19 protein-coding genes are annotated in these 19097 nt (G+C 69.4%); 10 read left to right on the forward strand and 9 right to left on the reverse strand.

Features of this window, described 5'->3' with window-relative positions; translation table 11 throughout:
* Positions 1–43: 43 nt before the first annotated feature.
* Positions 44–2569: an EAL domain-containing protein gene (locus tag QNJ12_RS04865; protein ID WP_300619596.1), complete on the reverse strand. Its 2526-nt coding sequence runs from the start codon at positions 2567–2569 to the stop codon at positions 44–46.
* Between the two features lie 84 nt (positions 2570–2653).
* Here QNJ12_RS04865 and ligD point away from each other — a divergent pair, with 84 nt between their 5' ends.
* The 5 genes from ligD to QNJ12_RS04890 all read left to right on the forward strand — a co-directional run bounded on the left by ligD (position 2654) and on the right by QNJ12_RS04890 (position 8761).
* On the forward strand, positions 2654–3682 hold the full coding sequence (gene ligD / locus QNJ12_RS04870; protein WP_300619599.1) for a non-homologous end-joining DNA ligase: 1029 nt from the start codon (positions 2654–2656) through the stop codon (positions 3680–3682).
* Positions 3683–3688: 6 nt separating this feature from the next.
* A complete protein-coding gene (locus QNJ12_RS04875; RefSeq protein WP_300619603.1) occupies positions 3689–4546 on the forward strand; it encodes a hypothetical protein in 858 nt (285 codons plus the stop codon).
* A 228-nt stretch (positions 4547–4774) separates the two neighbouring features.
* On the forward strand, positions 4775–6478 hold the full coding sequence (locus QNJ12_RS04880) for an alkaline phosphatase D family protein (RefSeq protein ID WP_300619605.1): 1704 nt from the start codon (positions 4775–4777) through the stop codon (positions 6476–6478).
* 190 nt (positions 6479–6668) lie between these two features.
* On the forward strand, positions 6669–7169 hold the full coding sequence (locus tag QNJ12_RS04885; RefSeq protein ID WP_300619608.1) for a sigma-70 family RNA polymerase sigma factor: 501 nt from the start codon (positions 6669–6671) through the stop codon (positions 7167–7169).
* Positions 7166–8761 carry a M1 family aminopeptidase gene (locus tag QNJ12_RS04890; RefSeq protein ID WP_300619611.1) on the forward strand — a complete coding sequence of 532 codons (1596 nt, stop codon included), beginning with the start codon at positions 7166–7168 and terminating at the stop codon, positions 8759–8761. Before QNJ12_RS04885 ends, QNJ12_RS04890 begins: the two co-directional genes overlap by 4 nt.
* Positions 8762–8850: 89 nt before the next feature.
* Here QNJ12_RS04890 and QNJ12_RS04895 read toward each other — a convergent pair whose 3' ends face one another.
* Both QNJ12_RS04895 and QNJ12_RS04900 read right to left on the reverse strand, forming a co-directional pair.
* Entirely contained in the window at positions 8851–9960 is a 1110-nt protein-coding gene (locus QNJ12_RS04895; RefSeq protein ID WP_300619613.1) for a sialidase family protein, read from the reverse strand.
* A gap of 3 nt (positions 9961–9963) precedes the next feature.
* Positions 9964–10233, reverse strand: a complete 270-nt coding sequence (locus QNJ12_RS04900) for a MoaD/ThiS family protein (protein ID WP_300619615.1) — start codon at positions 10231–10233, stop codon at positions 9964–9966.
* 54 nt (positions 10234–10287) lie between these two features.
* Here QNJ12_RS04900 and QNJ12_RS04905 point away from each other — a divergent pair, with 54 nt between their 5' ends.
* Both QNJ12_RS04905 and QNJ12_RS04910 read left to right on the forward strand, forming a co-directional pair.
* On the forward strand, positions 10288–10998 hold the full coding sequence (locus QNJ12_RS04905; protein ID WP_300619618.1) for a pirin family protein: 711 nt from the start codon (positions 10288–10290) through the stop codon (positions 10996–10998).
* A 12-nt stretch (positions 10999–11010) separates the two neighbouring features.
* The gene (locus tag QNJ12_RS04910) at positions 11011–11571 is read left to right on the forward strand and encodes a nitroreductase (protein WP_300619621.1); all 561 of its coding nucleotides are present in this window, start codon (positions 11011–11013) and stop codon (positions 11569–11571) included.
* Positions 11572–11619: 48 nt separating this feature from the next.
* Here QNJ12_RS04910 and QNJ12_RS04915 read toward each other — a convergent pair whose 3' ends face one another.
* Both QNJ12_RS04915 and QNJ12_RS04920 read right to left on the reverse strand, forming a co-directional pair.
* A complete protein-coding gene (locus QNJ12_RS04915) occupies positions 11620–12669 on the reverse strand; it encodes a Vms1/Ankzf1 family peptidyl-tRNA hydrolase (protein WP_300619623.1) in 1050 nt (349 codons plus the stop codon).
* Positions 12670–12760: 91 nt separating this feature from the next.
* Complete coding sequence (locus tag QNJ12_RS04920; protein ID WP_300619626.1) at positions 12761–13729, reverse strand: diadenylate cyclase; 969 nt, start codon at positions 13727–13729, stop codon at positions 12761–12763.
* 89 nt (positions 13730–13818) lie between these two features.
* Here QNJ12_RS04920 and QNJ12_RS04925 point away from each other — a divergent pair, with 89 nt between their 5' ends.
* Entirely contained in the window at positions 13819–14469 is a 651-nt protein-coding gene (locus QNJ12_RS04925; protein WP_300619629.1) for a methyltransferase domain-containing protein, read from the forward strand.
* 196 nt (positions 14470–14665) lie between these two features.
* Here the strand turns inward: QNJ12_RS04925 and QNJ12_RS04930 are convergent, their stop codons facing one another.
* From QNJ12_RS04930 to QNJ12_RS04940, 3 genes are read right to left on the reverse strand one after another with little or no spacing between them, the layout of a single operon-like run.
* A complete protein-coding gene (locus QNJ12_RS04930; RefSeq protein WP_300619631.1) occupies positions 14666–15028 on the reverse strand; it encodes a nitroreductase family deazaflavin-dependent oxidoreductase in 363 nt (120 codons plus the stop codon).
* Positions 15029–15033: 5 nt separating this feature from the next.
* Positions 15034–16611 (reverse strand): methylmalonyl-CoA mutase, encoded by a 1578-nt coding sequence (locus QNJ12_RS04935; protein WP_300619634.1) that lies wholly within the window; start codon positions 16609–16611, stop codon positions 15034–15036.
* Positions 16612–16638: 27 nt separating this feature from the next.
* Positions 16639–17025, reverse strand: a complete 387-nt coding sequence (locus QNJ12_RS04940; protein WP_300619637.1) for a RidA family protein — start codon at positions 17023–17025, stop codon at positions 16639–16641.
* Positions 17026–17116: 91 nt separating this feature from the next.
* On the opposite strand from QNJ12_RS04940, the gene QNJ12_RS04945 reads away from it, so the two are divergent.
* Entirely contained in the window at positions 17117–17758 is a 642-nt protein-coding gene (locus tag QNJ12_RS04945) for a nucleoside monophosphate kinase (RefSeq protein WP_300619640.1), read from the forward strand.
* Positions 17759–17819: 61 nt separating this feature from the next.
* Here QNJ12_RS04945 and QNJ12_RS04950 read toward each other — a convergent pair whose 3' ends face one another.
* Positions 17820–18167 carry a hypothetical protein gene (locus tag QNJ12_RS04950; protein WP_300619642.1) on the reverse strand — a complete coding sequence of 116 codons (348 nt, stop codon included), beginning with the start codon at positions 18165–18167 and terminating at the stop codon, positions 17820–17822.
* A gap of 102 nt (positions 18168–18269) precedes the next feature.
* Here QNJ12_RS04950 and QNJ12_RS04955 point away from each other — a divergent pair, with 102 nt between their 5' ends.
* Positions 18270–19097, forward strand: a complete 828-nt coding sequence (locus QNJ12_RS04955) for a class II aldolase/adducin family protein (RefSeq protein ID WP_300619645.1) — start codon at positions 18270–18272, stop codon at positions 19095–19097.

Genomic DNA, 19097 nt, shown 5'->3' on the forward strand with positions numbered 1-19097 from the left:
CATACTTGACCGCAACGTCGGATCGGGCCGGCGCGTCAGCTGCCTACTTGTCGAGCACGACAGCGACCTGGGCCGTGTCGACGGGGACCGAGGCGCCATGCGCCGGGTCGTCGTCGGCCGACGTGCCTCGACCCAGCCAGTCGGCTGCGAACGATCCCGGCGGCGCCGGCTCGGCGAAGTAGAAGCCCTGGAAGTGCTCGACGCCCGCATCGCCGAGCAACTCGACCTGGGCGGCGAGCTCGACGCCCTCGCCGACGACCAACATCCCCAGGTCGCGACAGAGCCCGACGATGGCGGTCATCGCCGTGACGGTCCGATCACCGTTCGAGGCACCTGCGTCGCGGAGCCACCGGCGGTCGATCTTGGCGATCTGGGCGTTCACGTCGACCAACCGGTCGACGTTCGAATGCGTGAGGCCGACGTCGTCGACGGCGATCGACACGCCCACGGCACCCAACTCCTGGATCAGGCCCGGGTCGATCGATCGCGTCTCCTCCGAGATCTCGACGACGATGCGGCGCAGATCGATGCCGACGTCGGTGGCCTCGGCGACCATGAAGTCGACCAGCCCGGCGTCGCGCGTAGACGCGCCCGACAGGTTGACGGACAGCCTGAACTCGTCGGGTACCGAGCGCTCAGCGATCCATGTGGCGAGATGCGCGAACGAGAGCGCGATCACCCGCCGGTCGAGCATCGAGCCGAGGTACATGTCCTGGATCGCCGGCAGGTACTCGGCCGGCGACGCGAGCGAACCGTCGAGCGATCGCATCCGCACCAGCGCCTCGGCTCCGCACACGATCGGGTCGGCCCCGCCGGCCGTCGTCACGATCGGCTGGTACCAGACCTCGATCCGGTCCTCGGCCAGCGCGACCTCGACCGCCCTGAGCGTGCGCGACGAGACCACCCGCATACCACGACCGGCCTGCTTCTCACGGAACATCGCAGCATCGGCCTCGTAGAGCACGTCGAGCGACCGGCTGCCGGGGCGGGCGTCCGATCGACCGATGCTCGCTCGCACGATGTGCCGCCCGACGCTGGTCTCGATCGGGTCTTCGAGGAGCTGTTCGATGCGGACCGCGACTGCGTCGGCGTCGGCGGCGGGGGAGCCCCGCAGGGCGACCACGAACTCGTCGCCGCCCCATCGCGCCACGAGCCCGTCGCCGGCCGCGTCGCGGAGCAGGCCCGCGACGGCGACCAGCACGTCGTCACCCACCTGGTGGCCGAACGTGTCGTTGACGGTCTTGAAGCCGTCGAGGTCGACGAAGAGGATGCTGAGATCGGTCCCACCGTCGGCGTCGAACTCGTCGAGCATCTCGGCCAGACGCTTGCGGTTCAGCAGCCCGGTGAGGTCGTCGTGGCTGGCCTGCCGCCAGAGCTGCTGCTCGGCTGCGCTGCGGATCGCGATGTCCTCGGCGAGATCGGCGGCGAGGCGATCGATGCCACGCGCCATCTCGCCGATCTCGTCGGAGCGGTGATCGTCGATCCGCGACTCGTACTCGCCGTCGGCGACGCGGCGCGCTGCCCGAGCGGTGCGTTGCAGGCGGTGGCCGAGCGGCCGCAGCAGCAAGGCCCAGCCGAGGATCACGACTGCGGCCAGCCCGACGCCGGTGAAGAGGAGCAGCTCGCGCAGCTGCTCGATCGGCTGGTCGGCCTCGTCGGCATCGATCTTCACGACCAGACCCCAACCGGTCTGCTCGATCGTCTCGATCGCGAGGATCGATTCGACCTGGCGGTAGTCGCCGGCCCGGACGACCCGGCCGCCCGGCGACTCGAGCGCCTGGTTGATCGGCAGGCCCTTCTCCCTCGGGACGACCTTCTCGAACGCCGAGTCGCGCTCGAACCGCAGGAGCGAGATGAACTCGGCATTGCCGTCGCGGTCCGGCTGCGCGATGTGCGCCTCGGTCGTCTCGCCTGCTTCCTCGTGCTCGAGCAGCAGGTCGGTGATCGGCGCGAGCCGGAGCTCGATGACCGTGGCGCCGACGACGTCGCCGGCGGCATCGAAGATCGGCGTGGCCACACCGACGCGCTCGTCGCCGTCCGCAGCCCGGAAGGCGTTGCCGAACTGCGTCCGGCCCGACTCGATCACCCGCCCGATCAGGGTCTCGTCGTACGGCTGCCAGCCGAAGTTGGACGTGGTCCCCAGGATCTCCTCGTCGGGACCGACGATCCGAACCGCCAACGCGTCCGAGCCGCTCGAGCCGGCCTTGCGCTGCATCGCGACGACCAACTCGTCGAGCGGCCGTTCGGCGAACGCGTCGATCACCGCGAACCCGTCGACGCCGCCGATCACGTCCGCAGGCTCGCCGGGCTCCGCGCGGGCGGCGACCACCCCGGCGGTGAACGCCATCACGTGGGGGCCGGACGCCAACGACTCGGCCTCGCGGCCGTAGCCGTCGAGTACGTCGCCGACGCGAGCGGCTTCGAGCCGGCGGATGTTGGCCAGGTCGACGGCGACGCGCTCGTCGATCCGATCGCCGGCGAGGTCGACCGCCACCCAACCCGCGATCGCGATCGGGACGAGCACCAGCACGAGCCATGCCACCATCCGAGCGCGAACGTCGAACTTCATCACGTCCTGCTTCGGCACCTGGGGCGACGTACTTGAGGGATTCTTGACGAATCGCACGAACGGCGGGCTGGCTAACGTCGCAGCATGGCCGCGCGCGGTGCCGAGCACGGGGAGCCGGTGGAGCTGGTCGCCGAGGGGCAGCCGGTCAGCATCACCAACCCGAACAAGGTGTTCTTCCCCAAGCTCGGCCTCACCAAGCTCGACCTCGCCAACTACTACCTCGCCGTCGGCCCGGCGCTCATGCGGTGGATCCGCAATCGGCCGGTGCTGCTCGAGCGCTACCCCAACGGCGTCGGCGAGAAGTCCTTCTACCAGAAGCGGATCCCCGAGTCGGCGCCCAGCTGGCTGAGCACGACGACGGTGATGACGATCAACGGCACGCCCTCGCGAGCGCTGGTCATCAACGACCTCGCGCACGTGCTGTGGGCCGCCAACATGGGGGTGCTCGGCCTGCACGTGTGGCAGTACACCGCCGACAAGCCGCAGTGGTCGGACGAGCTGCGTATCGACCTCGACCCCTCGCCCGGCCAGACGTTCGACGCCATCCGCGAGGCAGCGATGCTGACGCGCCTCTACTTCGCCGAACGCGGCATCACCTCGTACGTGAAGACCACCGGCAGCAAGGGCATGCACGTCTACGCGCGGGTGGCCGACGGGTACGACAGCTTCGCCGTGCGCGCCGCCTCGGTGACCGTCGCACGGGAGCTCGCCCGCGAGCACCCGCACCTGTTCACCGACCAGTGGTGGAAGGAGCTGCGCGACGGCAAGGTCTTCGTCGACTTCAACCAGAACGCGCCGCACAAGAACGTGTTCGGGGCCTGGGGCGTGCGGGCTCGCGTCGGCGCCCAGGTGTCCACGCCGATCGAGTGGGACGAGCTGATGGACGTGCAGCCCGACGAGCTGACGATGCTCACCGTGCCCGACCGGCTCGCCGACCGCGGCGACCCGTGGGAGCACATGAACGACGAGCCGCAGGACATCGCCCCGCTCGTCGAGCAGTTCGCCGAGGACCTCGCCGCCGGCATCCCCGACGCGCCGTGGCCGCCGGTCTACCCGAAGATGCCCAACGAGGCGCCCAGGGTGCAGCCCAGCCGGGCCAAGAAGACCGAGTGACCAGCAATGTGGATCGAGCTCGACAGCGACCGGATCCTCCCGGCGACGACAGTCACCGGCACGCTGCACGACGCGCCGCGCGGCGGCGCCGAGGTCACGATTGCGGTACTGACGACGAACTCGTTCCACGAGCGGGTGCACGAGATCGGCACCACCCATGTGCACGCTGGCCGGTTCGAGCTCGCCGCGCCGCAGTGGCCGCTGACGGCGGCCGGCCCATTCCTCCGCTCGCGGTGGTGGGTCGAGGCGGTGAGCCCCGACGGCGACGACTACACCCGAGCCGACTTCGACCTCGTGCCGGACGGGGTCGAGATCGAGTGCCTCGGCAACGACGACCTCGACGCAACTCCGCGCCGTCTGCAGCAGACGCTCCTGGCGGTGATCGCCCGGTTCGGGCCGACCCGCCGCCGCACGCTGCTCGGCCGCGTTCGCTACCGGGTCGACGCCGATCAGCACCGCCTGCGCTGCACGGTCGCGATCGACCCGCCGGGCGGTCACCCGCCGGAGGGGCTCGAGGTGACGGCGGAGCTGGTGGTCGTCGAGTCCGCCAAGCGACGGCGCGCCAGCCTCTACGACGAGGTGCGCGAGGAGATCGTGATCCAGCGGCCGACGACGCTCGGTCGGGGCGACGACCTGCGATGGCACGGCGTGATCGACCTCAGCGACGTGATCGCTGAGCTCCCGCTGTCGTGCACGAACCGCGACGGTCCGCTCTCGTGGGCCGTCACGTGGGCCGTCAAGATCGTCGTCGACGCACCGGGGGCGGCCAAGAGGACCAAGCCCATGTTCCTGCTCGCCTACCCGGCGGGGCTCCCGCGCGACGTCGGCGCCCAGCACGTCGACGCGCCCGCAGCCGCGCGCTGACGCGGGCCACGGTCGACGCCACCAACACCTTCGAGCGGGTGCTTCCCGATCCGGCCGAGCACTCCGGTGATCGACGCCAGGTCCTCGACCGCCGGGCCGATCGGGTCCGGCGGCACAGCGTCCGGTCCGTGGCTTGGGCCGGTCACAGGGTCGACCGTACGCTCGTGGTGAGGCGTCGACGCCCGGTCGGGCGATCGGGCCGATGACGCACCACGCGGGAGGTTGACGGTGGACGACGGCAGGCAGGTCCGACTCACTCGCCGCGGCTTCCTGGCCGGCACGGTCGCAGCGGCGCTCGCTGCGTGCACGAACGATGGCGACGATGCGGCGTCGACCACGTCCAGCTCGACGAGTCCCCCGACCTCGACGACGCAGACGACGGCGACCACCACACCGGCGACGACGGTGCCACCGACCACGGCGGCCGAGACGACCACGACGATCGAGGCCCCCGCCGTCACGTCCGACCCGTTCACGCTGGGTGTGGCCTCCGGCGACCCGCTCGCCGACTCGGTCATCCTCTGGACCCGGCTGCTGCCGGTCGAGCCGCTCGGAGACAAGGACGTCGACGTCGAGTGGGCGGTCGGCGCCGATGCCGATCTCACCGACATCGTCGCGGGCGGAACGGCGACCGCCATGGCTGCGCTCGGTCACTCGGTGCACGTCGACGTCACCGGCCTCGAGGCCGACACCGAGTACTTCTACCGGTTCCGGGTCGGTGAGTTCGAGACCGCGCCGGCACGCACGCGGACGTTCGCCGCGCCCGGCACGACGCCCGACCGGTTCCGGTTCGCCTTCTCCTCCTGCCAGAACTGGGAGCAGGGGTACTACGCCGCCTACCGCGACGTCGTCGAGCAGGGCGACCTCGACGCCTTCGTCTTCCTCGGCGACTACATCTACGAGTACGCCAGCGGCGGTTACGCCGACGAGCGGGGACGAACGACCGGCCAGGACTTCGAGTGCGAGACGCTCGACCAGTACCGGCAGCGGTACGCGCTGTACCAGAGCGATCCGTTGCTGCAGGCTGCCCATGCGCTGGTGCCGTGGATCATCACGTGGGACGACCACGAGGTCGACAACGACTACGCCGACGACAGCAGCGAGGAGGACGCCGACCGCGACGCGTTCCTCGCCCGCCGCGCCGCCGGCTACCAGGCGTGGTACGAGCACATGCCGGTCCGCCTCGACCCGCCGACCTCGTCCGACTACGACATCTACCGCTCGTTCGCACACGGCGACCTGCTGCGGTTCCACGTGCTCGACACGCGTCAGTACCGCGCCGACCAGCAGCGGGGTCAGGAGTTGGTTCCCCAGCTCGGCGACGCCGTGCAGTTCCGCGACGAGGAGCTGGCTGCGTCGCCCGACCAGACGATGCTCGGCGCGGCCCAGCGCGAGTGGCTGTTCGAGGGAGTGGCCTCATCGGAGGCGATCTGGGACGTGCTCGCCCAGCAGGTGTTCATGTTCGGCGGCAACGCCGTCGTCGGCTCCGACCCACCGGTCGTCGTGGTCGACACATGGGACGGCTACGCCGGCGAACGGCAGGCCGTACTCGAGACGGTCGGTGCCGCGGCCGACAACCTGGTCGTCGTGACGGGCGACTTCCATTCGGCGGCGGTGGCCGACCTCCGCGCCGACCCGTTCGATCTCTCGCTGCCGGTGGTCGGTGCCGAGATCATGGCGAGCAGCATCTCGTCGTCGTTCTTCGACGACAGCCAGGTCGTCGAGGATCTGGTGTCCGCGGCGTTGACCGCCAACCCGCAGATCAAGTGGTTCGACACACGCCGCGGCTACACGGTGTGCGAGGTCACGCCCGAGCGGTGGCTGGCGACCTTCCGGGCCGTCGCCGACCAGTTCGACGAAGGCTCGCCCGTCGAGACGGTCACCACCTGGGAGATCCTCGCCGGGAGTCCCGGCGTGACACAGCTGACCTGAGATTCAGCGTGAGGGCGCGGCGTGTGGATCGGCGGGCGGCTCGCGTTGATCAGGTCCCGGCGACCGCCGCCGTCTCGTGCATCCGCTGACGACCGGACATGCGACACTGCCGTGACCGGATCGGCATGGTTGTCGTCGGTTCCTGAGATTCCTTGCATCACTTTCGGGTGCTCGTGCGACGTAGTGGGTGATGGAGAGATTGCGCAACGCCAAGGACGTGGCGGTCCGACAGGGGCCCGCCGCCACGCTCGAGGCGTTGTACCGCGCCGAGTACACCGGCATGGTGCGACTCGCATTCACGCTCATCGGGAACAACGCCGAAGCCGAAGAGGTCGTCCAGGAGTCCTTCGTGGACATCTCGTTCCGACTCGACGATCCGGACACCCCGGTTCGTCAGCCCGGCGCCTACCTCCGCACCATCGTGGTGGGTCGGTGCCGATCACTGATTCGACGACGACGGCTGATGCGGGAACGCCCACCAGCGCCACCGGACGACCTCACACCGTCGGCCGAGTCGCTGTGGGACGTACTCCACACGCTTCCCGAACATCAACGCATCGCCGTGGTGCTCAAGTACTACGGCGGCTACCGGGCCTCTGAGATCGCACGGATCACCGAGCAGCCGTCCGCCACGGTGCGTTCGCACCTGCGGCGGGCACTGGCAGCGATGCGGAAGGAGCTCACGCCATGAGTCGGTTCGACGAAGACCTCGACCGCGACTTCCCCGTGATCGCCGATCGAGCAACTCCATCCCCCGATGCCTGGGCATCGATCCAACAGCGGATCGCCACCCGGGAACCCGACACGGAAACGGAGATCATCATGCTCGTCGAGAACACCCGCCCACCCATCCGCCGCTGGCCCCTGGTCGCGGCCGCAGCCGCAGTCGTCGCGCTGCTCGTCGGCGCCATCGCCCTCGTCAACCGCGACGACGTCGAACAGCCCGCCGACGTCCCCGAACCAGTGACCACTCCCGACATCGACGCGTCGTTGGTCGGTGCCACGGGCGGCGCTTCCCGATTCTTCCCCGAGAGCGGGAACGGCGGCTACGAGGTGTCGGTCTACGACTGGGACCTGGCGTTGTCCGATGACCTGACGTCGCTGTCAGGTGTGGCGACGATCACGGCCACCGCGACGCAGGATCTGCAACGGTTCTCGCTCGACGCGCGGGAGCTGCAGATCGAGTCGGTCACCGTCGACGGTGCGTCCGCCGAGTTCTCCGTGACCGAACCGGAGCTCGTCATCACCATGAGCGAGCCGCTCCCGGCCGGGAGCGAGTTCGTGATCGAAGTGGCCTATGCCGCCGAGCCGGCCGCGTACCAACCGGGCGGCACCTCCTCCAGGGGATGGGACGTCGTTCCGGGCAAGCAGGTCCACGAGTTCGGTCTTCCGGGATCCGCTGCAACCTGGACGCCGATCGACGAGGACGTGGACGCCCCGCCGGCGCGCTACATCATGCGCTTCGACGTGCCCGATGGCTTCACCGCAACGGCCAGCGGCATTCCGATCGAGGAGAACGAATCCGGCACCGTGACATGGGACACGGGCATCGAAGTCTCCGACGCGACCTTCGCGGTGGCGGAGTTCGAGACGAACCTGGTCGACTGGAAGGTCCCGGTCGAGGTCTCGGTGATTCCCGGCTCGCCGAACGCCGAACGACTCGAACGGCAGGTCCTCGACGCACTCGCCTACCTGGAGTCGCTGTTCGGGCCGTTCCCGTACGAGCGGCTCGGCGTCTCCGGCCTCGACGGCGATTTCCGGGCGACTGCGTACTCGGCCCCGATGCGGATCGTGACGCCCGACTCCAACTCGGCCCAGCAGATGCTCCAGCTGGTGGCGTTCCAGTGGGCCGGCAACGCGGTCAGCACCGACGCCGAGGGATCCGATTGGTTGTTCCTGGGGCTCGCACGGTACGCCCCAGATCTCTGGGCCGAGTCGCAGAGCGACGACGTCGATGCCGACGTCACGACTCGAAAGCTGGACGGCCGCGTGCCCGCGGCGACCCGCCCCCTCGACGGCATCGAGTCGATCGACGAGCTGTTCGACGAGGTCGCCTACGACCGGGCGGCGCTGTTCTACCACGCCCTCAGGTTGGAGGTCGGCGACGACGCGTTCTTCACCACCGTGCGCGAGTTCATCCAACGGAACCTGCACAGCGCGGTGACGGTCGACGACCTCCAGGCCGTCGCCGAGGAGATCTCCGGACAGGACCTCGACCAGTTCTTCACCGCCTGGATCAGCGCGACCGAGGTCCCCGAACTCCCCGACACAGCCGAGGAATGATCTCGAACGACACGAGGTCGGTCTCCGCCCCCTGACCGACGTCGCGAGTTGTGTCAGACACAACTCGCGACGTTGTGCAGGGGCGGGCTTCAGACGAAGCGGACGGAGTGGATCGGCGGGAGGTTGGCGGTGACCAACTCCCACCGATCGCCGCCGTCGCCGGTCCACCAGAGCGAGCCGGTGGTCGAACCCATCAGCAGCCGCTCGCCGGTCGCGTCGATGTCGAGCCCGTGCCGGTAGACGAGGTCGAACGCGTGCTGCTGCGGCAGCCCGTCGGAGAGCACGTCGAACGTCTCGCCGCCGTCGCGGGTCCGGGTGACCACGAACCGGCCGTCGACCGGGACCCGCACCTCGTCGCCGATCGCCGGCACGAACCACGCGGTGTCGGGGTCCTGCGGGTGGACGGCGACCGCGAACCCGAAGGTCGAGGGATCCGCCTCGGGGATCTCCGTCCACGAGTCGCCGTCGTCGACCGTCCGCCAGATGCCGCAGTGGTGCTGCGTCCACAGCACGTCCGGCGACGCGGCGCAGCGGACGATGCAGTGCGGGTCCTGCGTGTCGGGATCGTCGGCCAGCTCGGGCGGCACGAAGTTGGCCCGCATGCCCTGCGCGGCGACGGCCCACGTCGCTCCGCCGTCGTCGGTCCGCCACGCACCGCCACAGGACACGCCGACGATCAGCCGGCCGGGTCCACGCGGGTCGATCACGATCGAATGGATGCCCGGGTCGTCGTAGCCGCCGCCGAACCACTTGTCGCGGGCCGGCAGGTTCCACAACGGTTCGACGAGCTGCCACGAGTCGCCCCGGTCGTCGGATCGGAACAGACCACCGGGAATCGTGCCGCACCAGAGCACGCCCGGCTCGTCGGGGTGACCCGGCTCGATCACCCAGGCGAGCTGGGTCGTCCACTCGATCTCCTGCTGTGACATCGGGTTGAGGTGCACGACACCTGCCGGCTTGGGCGGATACTCCGGGGCGGCGATCTCGGGCCACGTCGCACCACCGTCGTCACTGCGGTGGAGGTGGGTGCCGAAGTGGCCGTGGTCGAGCGACGCGTAGAGCGCGCCGTCGCGAGGGTCGGCGACCGCATGGGTCACGCGGGCACCGAGGAACGCCGGCTCGGACAACTCGAAGCGGCCGCCGCCGGCGGTCAGCGTGAAGAGCCCCTTGCGCGTGCCGATGAGCGCTGTGTTCGACATCGATCAGCCTCCCGAGAGTGCCTGGAACACATGGATGCGATCGCCGTCGGCGATCGGGTCGGTCAATGCAGATCGATCGGCGATCTGATCGTCGTTGCGGAAGACGGCGACGTGACGGCGAACGGATCCGACGTCGTCGAGCACGTACGAGCGCACCGTCGGATGAGCCTCGAAGTATGCGGCGAGCGCATCGCCGACGGTACCGGCGTCGACCACGGCGTCAGGGCACTCGACATGGCGCCGGAACGCCTTGGCGAAGACCACATCGACCACGACACAACCCTAGGTCGCAGGAATATCCTTGCGCGCACAAGCGTTGAGTGAGTCATGTACGACACGATCGACGTTCGCCGAGCCGACGAGCGGTTCACCACCAAGATCGACTGGCTCGACTCCAAGCACTCCTTCAGCTTCGGACCGCACTTCGACCCCGAGAACACCGGCCACGGCCTGCTGATCGTCAACAACGACGACGTCGTGCGGGCCGGCACAGGCTTCGGGACCCACCCCCACCGCGACATGGAGATCGTCACCTGGGTGCTCTCGGGCGAGCTCGAGCATCGCGACTCCGAGGGCAACCACGGGGTGATCTACCCGGGCCTCGCGCAGCGCATGTCGGCAGGCACCGGCATCTTCCACAGCGAGCGCAACCCGAGCTCCACGACCGACGTCCACTTCATGCAGATGTGGGTCCACCCCGATACCACCGGCATCGACCCCGGCTACGAGCAGCTCGACATCGGCGCCGAGCTCAGGGCCGGAGGCCTCGTCCCGATCGCCTCGGGCAAGGGCCACGACGCCGCGATCTCGATCCACCAGCGTGACGCCGTCCTGTGGGGCGGGCGCCTGACGGCCGGCGAGACGGTCGACGTGCCCGACGACCGGCACACGCACGTCTTCATCGCCCGCGGGTCGGGCTCGATCGACGGCGGTGGGCCGCTGTCGACGGGCGATGCCGTCCGCCTGACCGACACGAACGGCCTGTCGTTCACCGCGGGCGATGACGGGGCCGAGGTGCTGGTCTGGGCGACCGCCTGACATGCTGACGTCGTGACGTTCGACGACTTCTCCACGCTCGCCCGTTCGCGGCGCACGCACATGCTCGTCGACCGCGACCGTGAGGTCGGGCCCGAGACGATCGAGCGTCTGTGCGAACTGGCGACGTGGGCGCCGAACCACAAGAGGACGTGGCCGTGGCGCTTCGCCTCGTTCACCGGTGACGGACGCATCCGGCTCGGCGAGGCGTTCGTCGACGACATGTGCGAGCGCGGCGTCGGCGATCAGGGCAAGCACCTGAAGACGCTCGGCAAGTACGCCCGCACACCGGCCGTCGTGGTGGTCGGGTGCGCAGCGAACGAGCACCCCACGTTCCACGAGGAGAACCGCGACGCGGTGGCGGCCGGCATCCAGAACCTGCTGCTCGGCGCGACCGCGCTCGGGCTTGCGTCGTTCTGGTCGACGGCCCCGCTGATGGACTCGCGGCGGGCGATCGAGCTGTGCGGCTTCGACGCCGGCGATCGGATCGTCGGCGTGATCTACCTCGGCTACCCCAGCTCAACGGTCGAGGCGCCCGAACGCCCGCCCGTGAGCGTCCGCCACATCGACAGCTGATCCGCCGGTCGTCGCGGCCGTCGGAGGACTCGCTTCGGGCGCGCTCGGCTACCAGCGGAGGAGGGCAGCGATCGGGCCTTCGCCCGACGGCTCGGACGGCACGACGCGGACGCGAGCATCGGTGAGGAGCGCGCTCCGGACGCAGACGTCGACCAGGCGACCCTTGCGGAGATCCTCGCGGCTGTGGTGCAGCGAGCACATCGGGTCGAGGCCGGGCCCGAACCACGCGTCGAGGCCGTCGGAGCGGTCGTCGTGCACGAGCAGCGTCTCGACGCGACCCTCGCCGAGCGCCCGCATCACATCGCGCACGTTCGTCGTGGCCGATCGGTGCGACCGCCGATCGGCCACCGCGTCGACGAGCGCGTCGGACTCGCGCTGGACCAGATCCTCGACCGCCCGGTCGGTCGCCTCCCAGACGGCGCTGGGTGCGCCCTCGGCGACGACGACGACGTCGTCCTTGACGTCACCGGGCAGGCGATCGGTGAGGAAGCCGACGGCGCGCACGTCCCCGGACACGCTGATGAGCCGCGCCCCGACCCGTCGGGCGAGCTCGGTCACGGCGTCCGCGACCTCGTGGGCGTTCGCGTCCCAGAGGTTCTCGGCGCGCTGCTGGAACCGGCGTTGCGACCAGCCGCCCTGGTGACCGCGATGGATGTGGGTCACCTCGCCCTCGATCACGACGTAGTCCTCGATCGAGCCGGCCGCGACGGCGACGATGTCGGCGCCTGAACGATCGATGAAGACGACCACGTGCGGGATCGCACGCTGACGTGACTCGATGATCGGCGTCACCGTCGGGATCTCGGCCAACCAGCTGGTGTTGCGGGCCGGGTCGTCGAGCAGGAACTCGACGAGTGGCTCTGCGTCATCGCTGATGATGGCGGCGAGCCCCTCGCCCTGGCCGTGCTCGAGCTCCGCGGTCAGGCCGTCGAAGCGGCCGAGCATCGATTCCGAGGCGCCGCCCGCCTCGAGATCGCGGCGTGCGTTCTTCCATCGGATCTCCATCCGGTGCGCCGCGTCGGACGCTGCGCTGGGCATTCGGACCACGACCGATCCGAAGGGCCCGCGCTGCCGGTAGAGATCACTGAGGGTCGTCATACATTGACTCTGCCTCAACTGACCGCCCGAGGCAAAGAGCCGACGGTCACGACCGCCGGCCGGCGGGCCGCCGGCCCGGGTTCGACCGGGGTCAGTCGGCGTCGGGAGAGTGGCCGACGACGTCGCCGCGCCGGAAGACGGTCACCGGGCCGCTCTCGCTCACCACGATCACGACCGCGTCGGGGTCGTCGTAGCTGTAGCGGCGACCGGACGTGTGGCGGGTGCCGCCGAGGGCTCCGATCGCGGACTCGGCCGATGCCGACGGCACCAGCCGAACGCCGAGCTCGGACAGCTCGCCCGCCGAGTCGAACAGCGCCGCCCCGTCGACCTGGGTGAGCACGTGACGAAGCGGCCCGAGGTCGGTCGGCCGCCCGATCCGCAGGGGCGGTGGATGTGGAAGGCGCCGCTCGCGAGCGCTGGCGCGATCGTCGGAGGGCGCGAACACCAGCAGCGCCCCGACGCCTCGCGAGCCGAGGTCGTGCACCGCGAACCGCATCAGCTGATCGAGCGCCTCCGTGCCGACATCGCCGAGCCCGCACGTCGCCCACGGCAGCCACGTGTCGACCGGCGGCTCGACGTGCCAGCCGAGCCCGTCCCAACGCGCCACGCCGAACGAGCCCGCCAGCCGGATCTCGCCACTCGGATGGCGCTGCACGACCATCGCGTGGCTGACGTCGGCCAGCACGACGAGGTCGCGTTCCGACCCTGCGGGGCGGTCGAACACGACGAGCGAATCGACGCCGGACGCGGTCCGGATCGTCCAGCTGACCAGGCCATCGGCGTAGCGGCGGACCTCGTCGTCCACCGCGTCGGTGGTGGCGCTGGTGACGACGTCGAGCCCGGTTCGCTCGCTCCACGACTCGACAGGCTGCTCGGGCAACACGAACGACCCGTAGCTCGGCACCCTGCGCTCGTGGCGGGGCGGGCGCAGGGCGTAGTCGATCTCGTCGACGAGCACGTCGGGCATCGAGGACCGCTCGATCACGCCGATCTGCTCTTCGAGCAGCTCCTCGGTCAACCGCCGGAGACGCCCGGGTGTCACCCGGCGTGGTGCATCCATCGATGGGATCCTACGGCGGCCTGATGGCAGGCCGCCGATCTCCACGATTTCTCCAAGACTTCGTGCCGGGGCTCGTTCATGCTGGTCGAATGAGCGACACGACGACCAACGAACCACGCCACTTCGGGGGGTCGGCCGGCGACGAGAGCCCGGTCGACCGTGGCGAACTGCGGCTCGAAGTGCAGGCCAAGTACGCGGCGGTGGCACTCGACCCGACCGCGACGTTCCACTTCCACACGGGCCGGGTCGTGGCCGAGCGCTGCCGCTACGACATGGACGCCGTCGACGTGCTGCCCGGCGTCGCCGTCGAGTCGTTCGCCGGTGTGGCGAACCCGTTCGAGCTGCGTTCGCTGGAGCCCGGTGAGCACGTCGTCGACCTCGGCTCGGGGGCCGGCTTCGACTCCTTCCTCGCTGCCCACGCCGTCGGCCCCGAGGGTCGGGTCGTCGGGGTCGACATGACCGACGAGATGCTCGAGAAGTCACGCGCCGCGACCACCGTGGTCGGCGTCGACAACGTCGAGTTCCGCAAGGGCTTCCTCGAGGACTTGCCGGTCGAGGACGAGTGGGCCGATGTGGTGATCTCGAACGGCGTGATCAACCTCTGCCCCGACAAGCACGCGGCGTTCCGCGAGGCCTGGCGCGTACTCGAGCCCGGCGGCGTGCTCCAGTTCGCCGACATCGCCAACGGCAACGACGTGCCCGAGGCGGCCCGTCGTGAGATCGACCTCTGGACCGGTTGAATCGCCGGTGGCCTGCCGTGTGCAGGCTGGCAGGAACTGATCGAGAGCATCGGCTTCGTCGACGTGCAGATCGGCGAGCCCGTCGACACGTTCGGCGGTGCCAGCGGTGAGGCGAACGCCAGGACGTTCGCGGTGAGCGGCTACTGCTTCACGGCACGCAAGCCGCTCGGCTGACGCCCGCGCAGCGACGACCCCGTCAGAACTCGATCGCGATCGCCGGCACCTCGTAGCACCACGCGTCATAGGTGAGCCCGATGTCCGGGTCGCCGCCCCAGCGGTACTTGGCGCCCATCAGGTCGCCGCACAGCCGGCGTTCGGCCGGGTCGGTGATGTCGCGGGCGCGACCGACCAGCTCGTCCCCGGCCAGCTTGACCGTCACGTCGGGGTGGGCGAGCAGGTTGCGGTACCAGTCGGCGGTCGGCCCGTTGCCCGAGATCAGGTACATCGTGCCGTCGAGCACCCCGAACCAGATCTCGATCTCGTGCGGCTGCCCGCTGCGCCGCCCGGTCGTGATGATGTCGCAGCACTCGACATCGGCATACGGCTCGAGCCAGCTCATCCCGGTCACGGTTGGTACAGGCCGAAGACGTCTCGGAGGGCGTCGCTCACCTCGCCGAGCGTCGCATTGGCTCGGAGGGCTTCCTTCATCGGGTACAGCAGGTTCCCGTCGCCGCGAGCCGCGGCACGCACGTCGTCGAGCCTCGCTGCCACGTCGGCCCCGTCGCGGTTCGCCTTGAACGCCGCGAGCCGGGCCTGTTGCGCGCCCTCGATCGTCGGGTCGATCGGGAAGACGTCGGGTTCGGGCTCGTCGTCGACGGTGAACTCGTTGAGGCCGACGATGACCCGCTCGTGGTCGTCGATCGACTTGGTGTACTCGTAGGCCGCCTGCTCGATCTCGTCCATCTGGTAGCCCTGCTCGATCGCAGCGACCGCGCCGCCGAGCTCGTCGATGCGCTCGATGTACTCCCACGCCATCCGCTCGACGTCGTCGGTCAGCGACTCGACCAGGTACGAGCCGGCCAGCGGGTCCGGCGTGTCGGTGACGCCCGACTCGTAGCCGATCACCTGCTGCGTGCGCAGCGCGAGCCGTGCCGCCTCCTCGGTCGGCAGCGACAACGCCTCGTCGTAGCCGTTGGTGTGCAGCGACTGGGTGCCGCCCATCACCGCCGCCAGCGCCTGCACGGCGACGCGGACCACGTTGTTGACCGGCTGCTGCGCCGTCAGCGTCGAGCCGCCGGTCTGGGTGTGGAAGCGCAGCATCGCCGACTTCGGGTTCGTCGCCCCGAACCGCTCGGTCATGATCCGATGCCACATGCGGCGGCTGGCCCGGAACTTGGCGACCTCCTCGAAGAAGTGGTTGTAGCCGTTGAAGAAGAACGACAGGCGCGGGCCGAAGTCGTCGACGTCGAGCCCGGCGTCGACGGCGGCCTGCACGTACGCGATGGCGTTGGCGAGCGTGAACGCGATCTCCTGCGCTGCGGTCGACCCGGCCTCGCGGATGTGGTAGCCCGAGATCGAGATCGTGTTCCACCGCGGGATCTGCTTCGAGCAGTACTCGAAGATGTCGGTGATGATGCGCATCGATTGCCGCGGTGGGTAGATGTACGTGCCGCGGGCGATGTACTCCTTGAGCAGGTCGTTCTGGATCGTGCCGGAGATCGTCGCCGGGTCGACGCCCTGCTCCTCGGCGACCAGTTCGTACATGAGGAGCAGGATCGCCGCCGTCGAGTTGATCGTCATCGACGTCGTGACCTGCTCGAGCGGCACGCCCTTCAGCAGCGTCCGCATGTCGTCGAGCGAGTCGATCGCGACGCCGACCTTGCCGACCTCGCCCTCGGCCCGCGGGTGATCGGAGTCGTAGCCCATCTGGGTCGGCAGGTCGAACGCACACGACAGGCCGGTCTGGCCCGCGTTCAACAGGAAGTGGAACCGCTCGTTGGTCGATGCGGCGTCGCCGAAGCCCGAGTACTGGCGCATCGTCCAGAGGCGGCCGCGGTACATCGACGGGTACACGCCGCGCGTGAAGGGCGGCTCGCCCGGCAGGCCCAACCGCTCGGCCGCGTCCCAACCCGCCAGCGAATCGGCGGTGTACAGCGGATCGATCTCGATGCCGGAGTCGGTCCGGCGCACGTCGTCAGCCATGCGGCCAGCGTACGCCTGTGGGATGGTCTACGCCGCTGACGCGACGACGGCGATCTCGACCTTCCACTCCGGGCGGACGAGCGCTGGCACCGTGACGAGCGTTGAGGCCGCCCGGTGGTTGCCCAGGAACGCGTCGCGGGTCGCCATCACCGGGGCCAGGTCCTCGCCGGCCACGACGTAGGTGGTGACGCTGACGATGTCGGTCGGCTCCATGGCGGCCTGCACGAGCATCGCCTCGATGTTGCCCCAGACCACCTCGGCCTGCTCGCCGATCGCGTCGGGCACCTCGCCGTTCGTCCGGATCGGCACCACACCGGACGTGTGGAGCCATCGTGACCGTCCTTCCGAGAGGACGGCGTGGGCGTAGTTGGCGGCGGGCGGCGCGATGCCCCCGGGCTTGATCTCGCGGTTCACGATCCGAGTCTCGCGCGGGCGCGAACGACTCGCCCAAGATGGGCACTTCGGCCCGATCAGCGCGACCTCGCCTTGTGAGACGATGGCGTCGATGCGCAAGTACGTGATCATGGGAGTCCAGGGCAGCGGGAAGGGCACGCAGGCCACCCGGCTCGCCGCCGAGTACGAGCTCGAGCACATCAGCGTCGGGGACATCTTCCGCTGGAACGTGCAGCACCACACGAAGATGGGCGCGCAGGTGAAGCGCGTGATGGACGCCGGGAAGCTCGTCGAGGACGACATGGTCGATGCAGTGGTGCGCGACCGGCTCGAGCAGCACGACTGGAACTACGGGTTCATCATCGACGGCTTCCCGCGCAACGCGTCGCAGGCGGAGTTCTTCCTCGAGCGATACGACATCGACGGCGTCATCAACCTCGACATGCCCGACTCGGAGGTCGAACGCCGGGTGCTCGCCCGCCGCCTCTGCTCGCAGTGCGGCCTCGACTACAACCTGATGGCCCACCGACCCGAGATCGAGGACACGTGTGACGTGTGCGGCGGCAAGCTGGTGGCCCGAGCGGACGACAACCCCGAAGCCCTGGCGCAGCGGCTCGCCGAGTACCACGAGAAGACGTCGCCGGTGCTCGCGCTCTTCGAACGCAAGGAGTTCATCCTCAACGTCGACGCCACGCGCTCGAAGGAAGCGATCTACGAAGACATCGTCGCCCAACTTGGGCTGCGGAAGGACTGACCCCGAGCGCCCGGTCTGCGCCCCGACGGGCGCGACGACTCGTCCCCCTCGGCCGACCGCATCAGCCGACCTCATCGAGGAACCGGACCGACATGTGGAGGTAGCGGTCCCAGCCAGGGTGGCGTTCGGCCAGTGCCGTCCACTCCGCCGCCTCGCGCAACCGATCCCACGTCTCCTCGCGCTGCTCCAGATCGTCCCAACGGATCACCCACGTGACATTGGCCGAACCGAGTGGCAACTCCATCGGCGAGGCACCGGTGATCCGAGGTGGTTCACCGCGGTCGGTCCAGACACCCACGATGTCGAACCACTCGCTCAGGACCGGCAGCGCCTCCTCCCACCACGCGCGGTACTCGCCGAGGTCTCCGTCGTAGTGGTAGTCGCGGAACTCGAACAGCTTGCCGGTCATCGGATCCCCTCCGCGATGCTCGTCGGTCGGTCCGAGACTACGCCGCCGGTCGGCAGCCGGTCCGTGGAGCACCGCTGATGGACCGGTCGATACGATCGTTGCATGGCGATGACCGACGACCAGACGACCGCGACCCGCAGCATCGACGGCGTGCCGCTCACGCCGAAGACCGAGCTGTCGATGCCGCTGCCCGAGACGTTCGACACCGTCGAGGAGGAGCGCACCCATCGCAAGGCCAAGCTGGCCGGCGCGCTGCGCGTCTTCGGCAAGTTCGGGTTCGGCGAAGGCGTCGCCGGCCACATCACGGTCCGCGACCCCGAGTACCCCGAGTACTTCTGGGTGAACCCGTTCGGGATGAGCTTCCGCCACATCACGTCGTCCGACCTGATCCTCGTCGACCACGACGGCAACGTCGTGTACGGCAGCAGCCATGTGAACCGGGCCGCCTTCGTGCTCCACTCCGCCATCCACGAGGCGCGACCCGACGTCGTTGCGGCCGCGCACTCGCACTCGGTGCACGGCAAGGCGTTCAGCTCGCTCGGCATCCCGCTCGCCCCGCTGACCCAGGACTCGTGCATCTTCTACGAGGACCACACGGTCATCGCCGAGCAGGGCGGCGCCGTGGTGTTCGAGGTCGACGCCGGCAAGGAGTTCGCCTCGAAGTTCACGACCGGCAAGGCGGCGATCCACCAGAACCACGGTCTGTTCACCGTCGGCGAGACGGTCGACGAGGCGGCGTTCTGGTTCATCAGCATGGAGCGGTCCTGCCAGGCGCAGCTGATGGCGATGGCCGCCGGCGACCCGATCGAGATCCGCCACGAGTACGCGAAGTACACCGCCGAGCAGACCGGCTTCCATGCGGCCGGCTGGTTCTCCTACCAGCCGATCTGGCAGGAGATCTGCCGTACCGACCCCGAGCTGTTCGACTGA

The organism is Ilumatobacter sp., from assembly GCF_030065885.1.
Classification (GTDB): domain Bacteria; phylum Actinomycetota; class Acidimicrobiia; order Acidimicrobiales; family Ilumatobacteraceae; genus Ilumatobacter.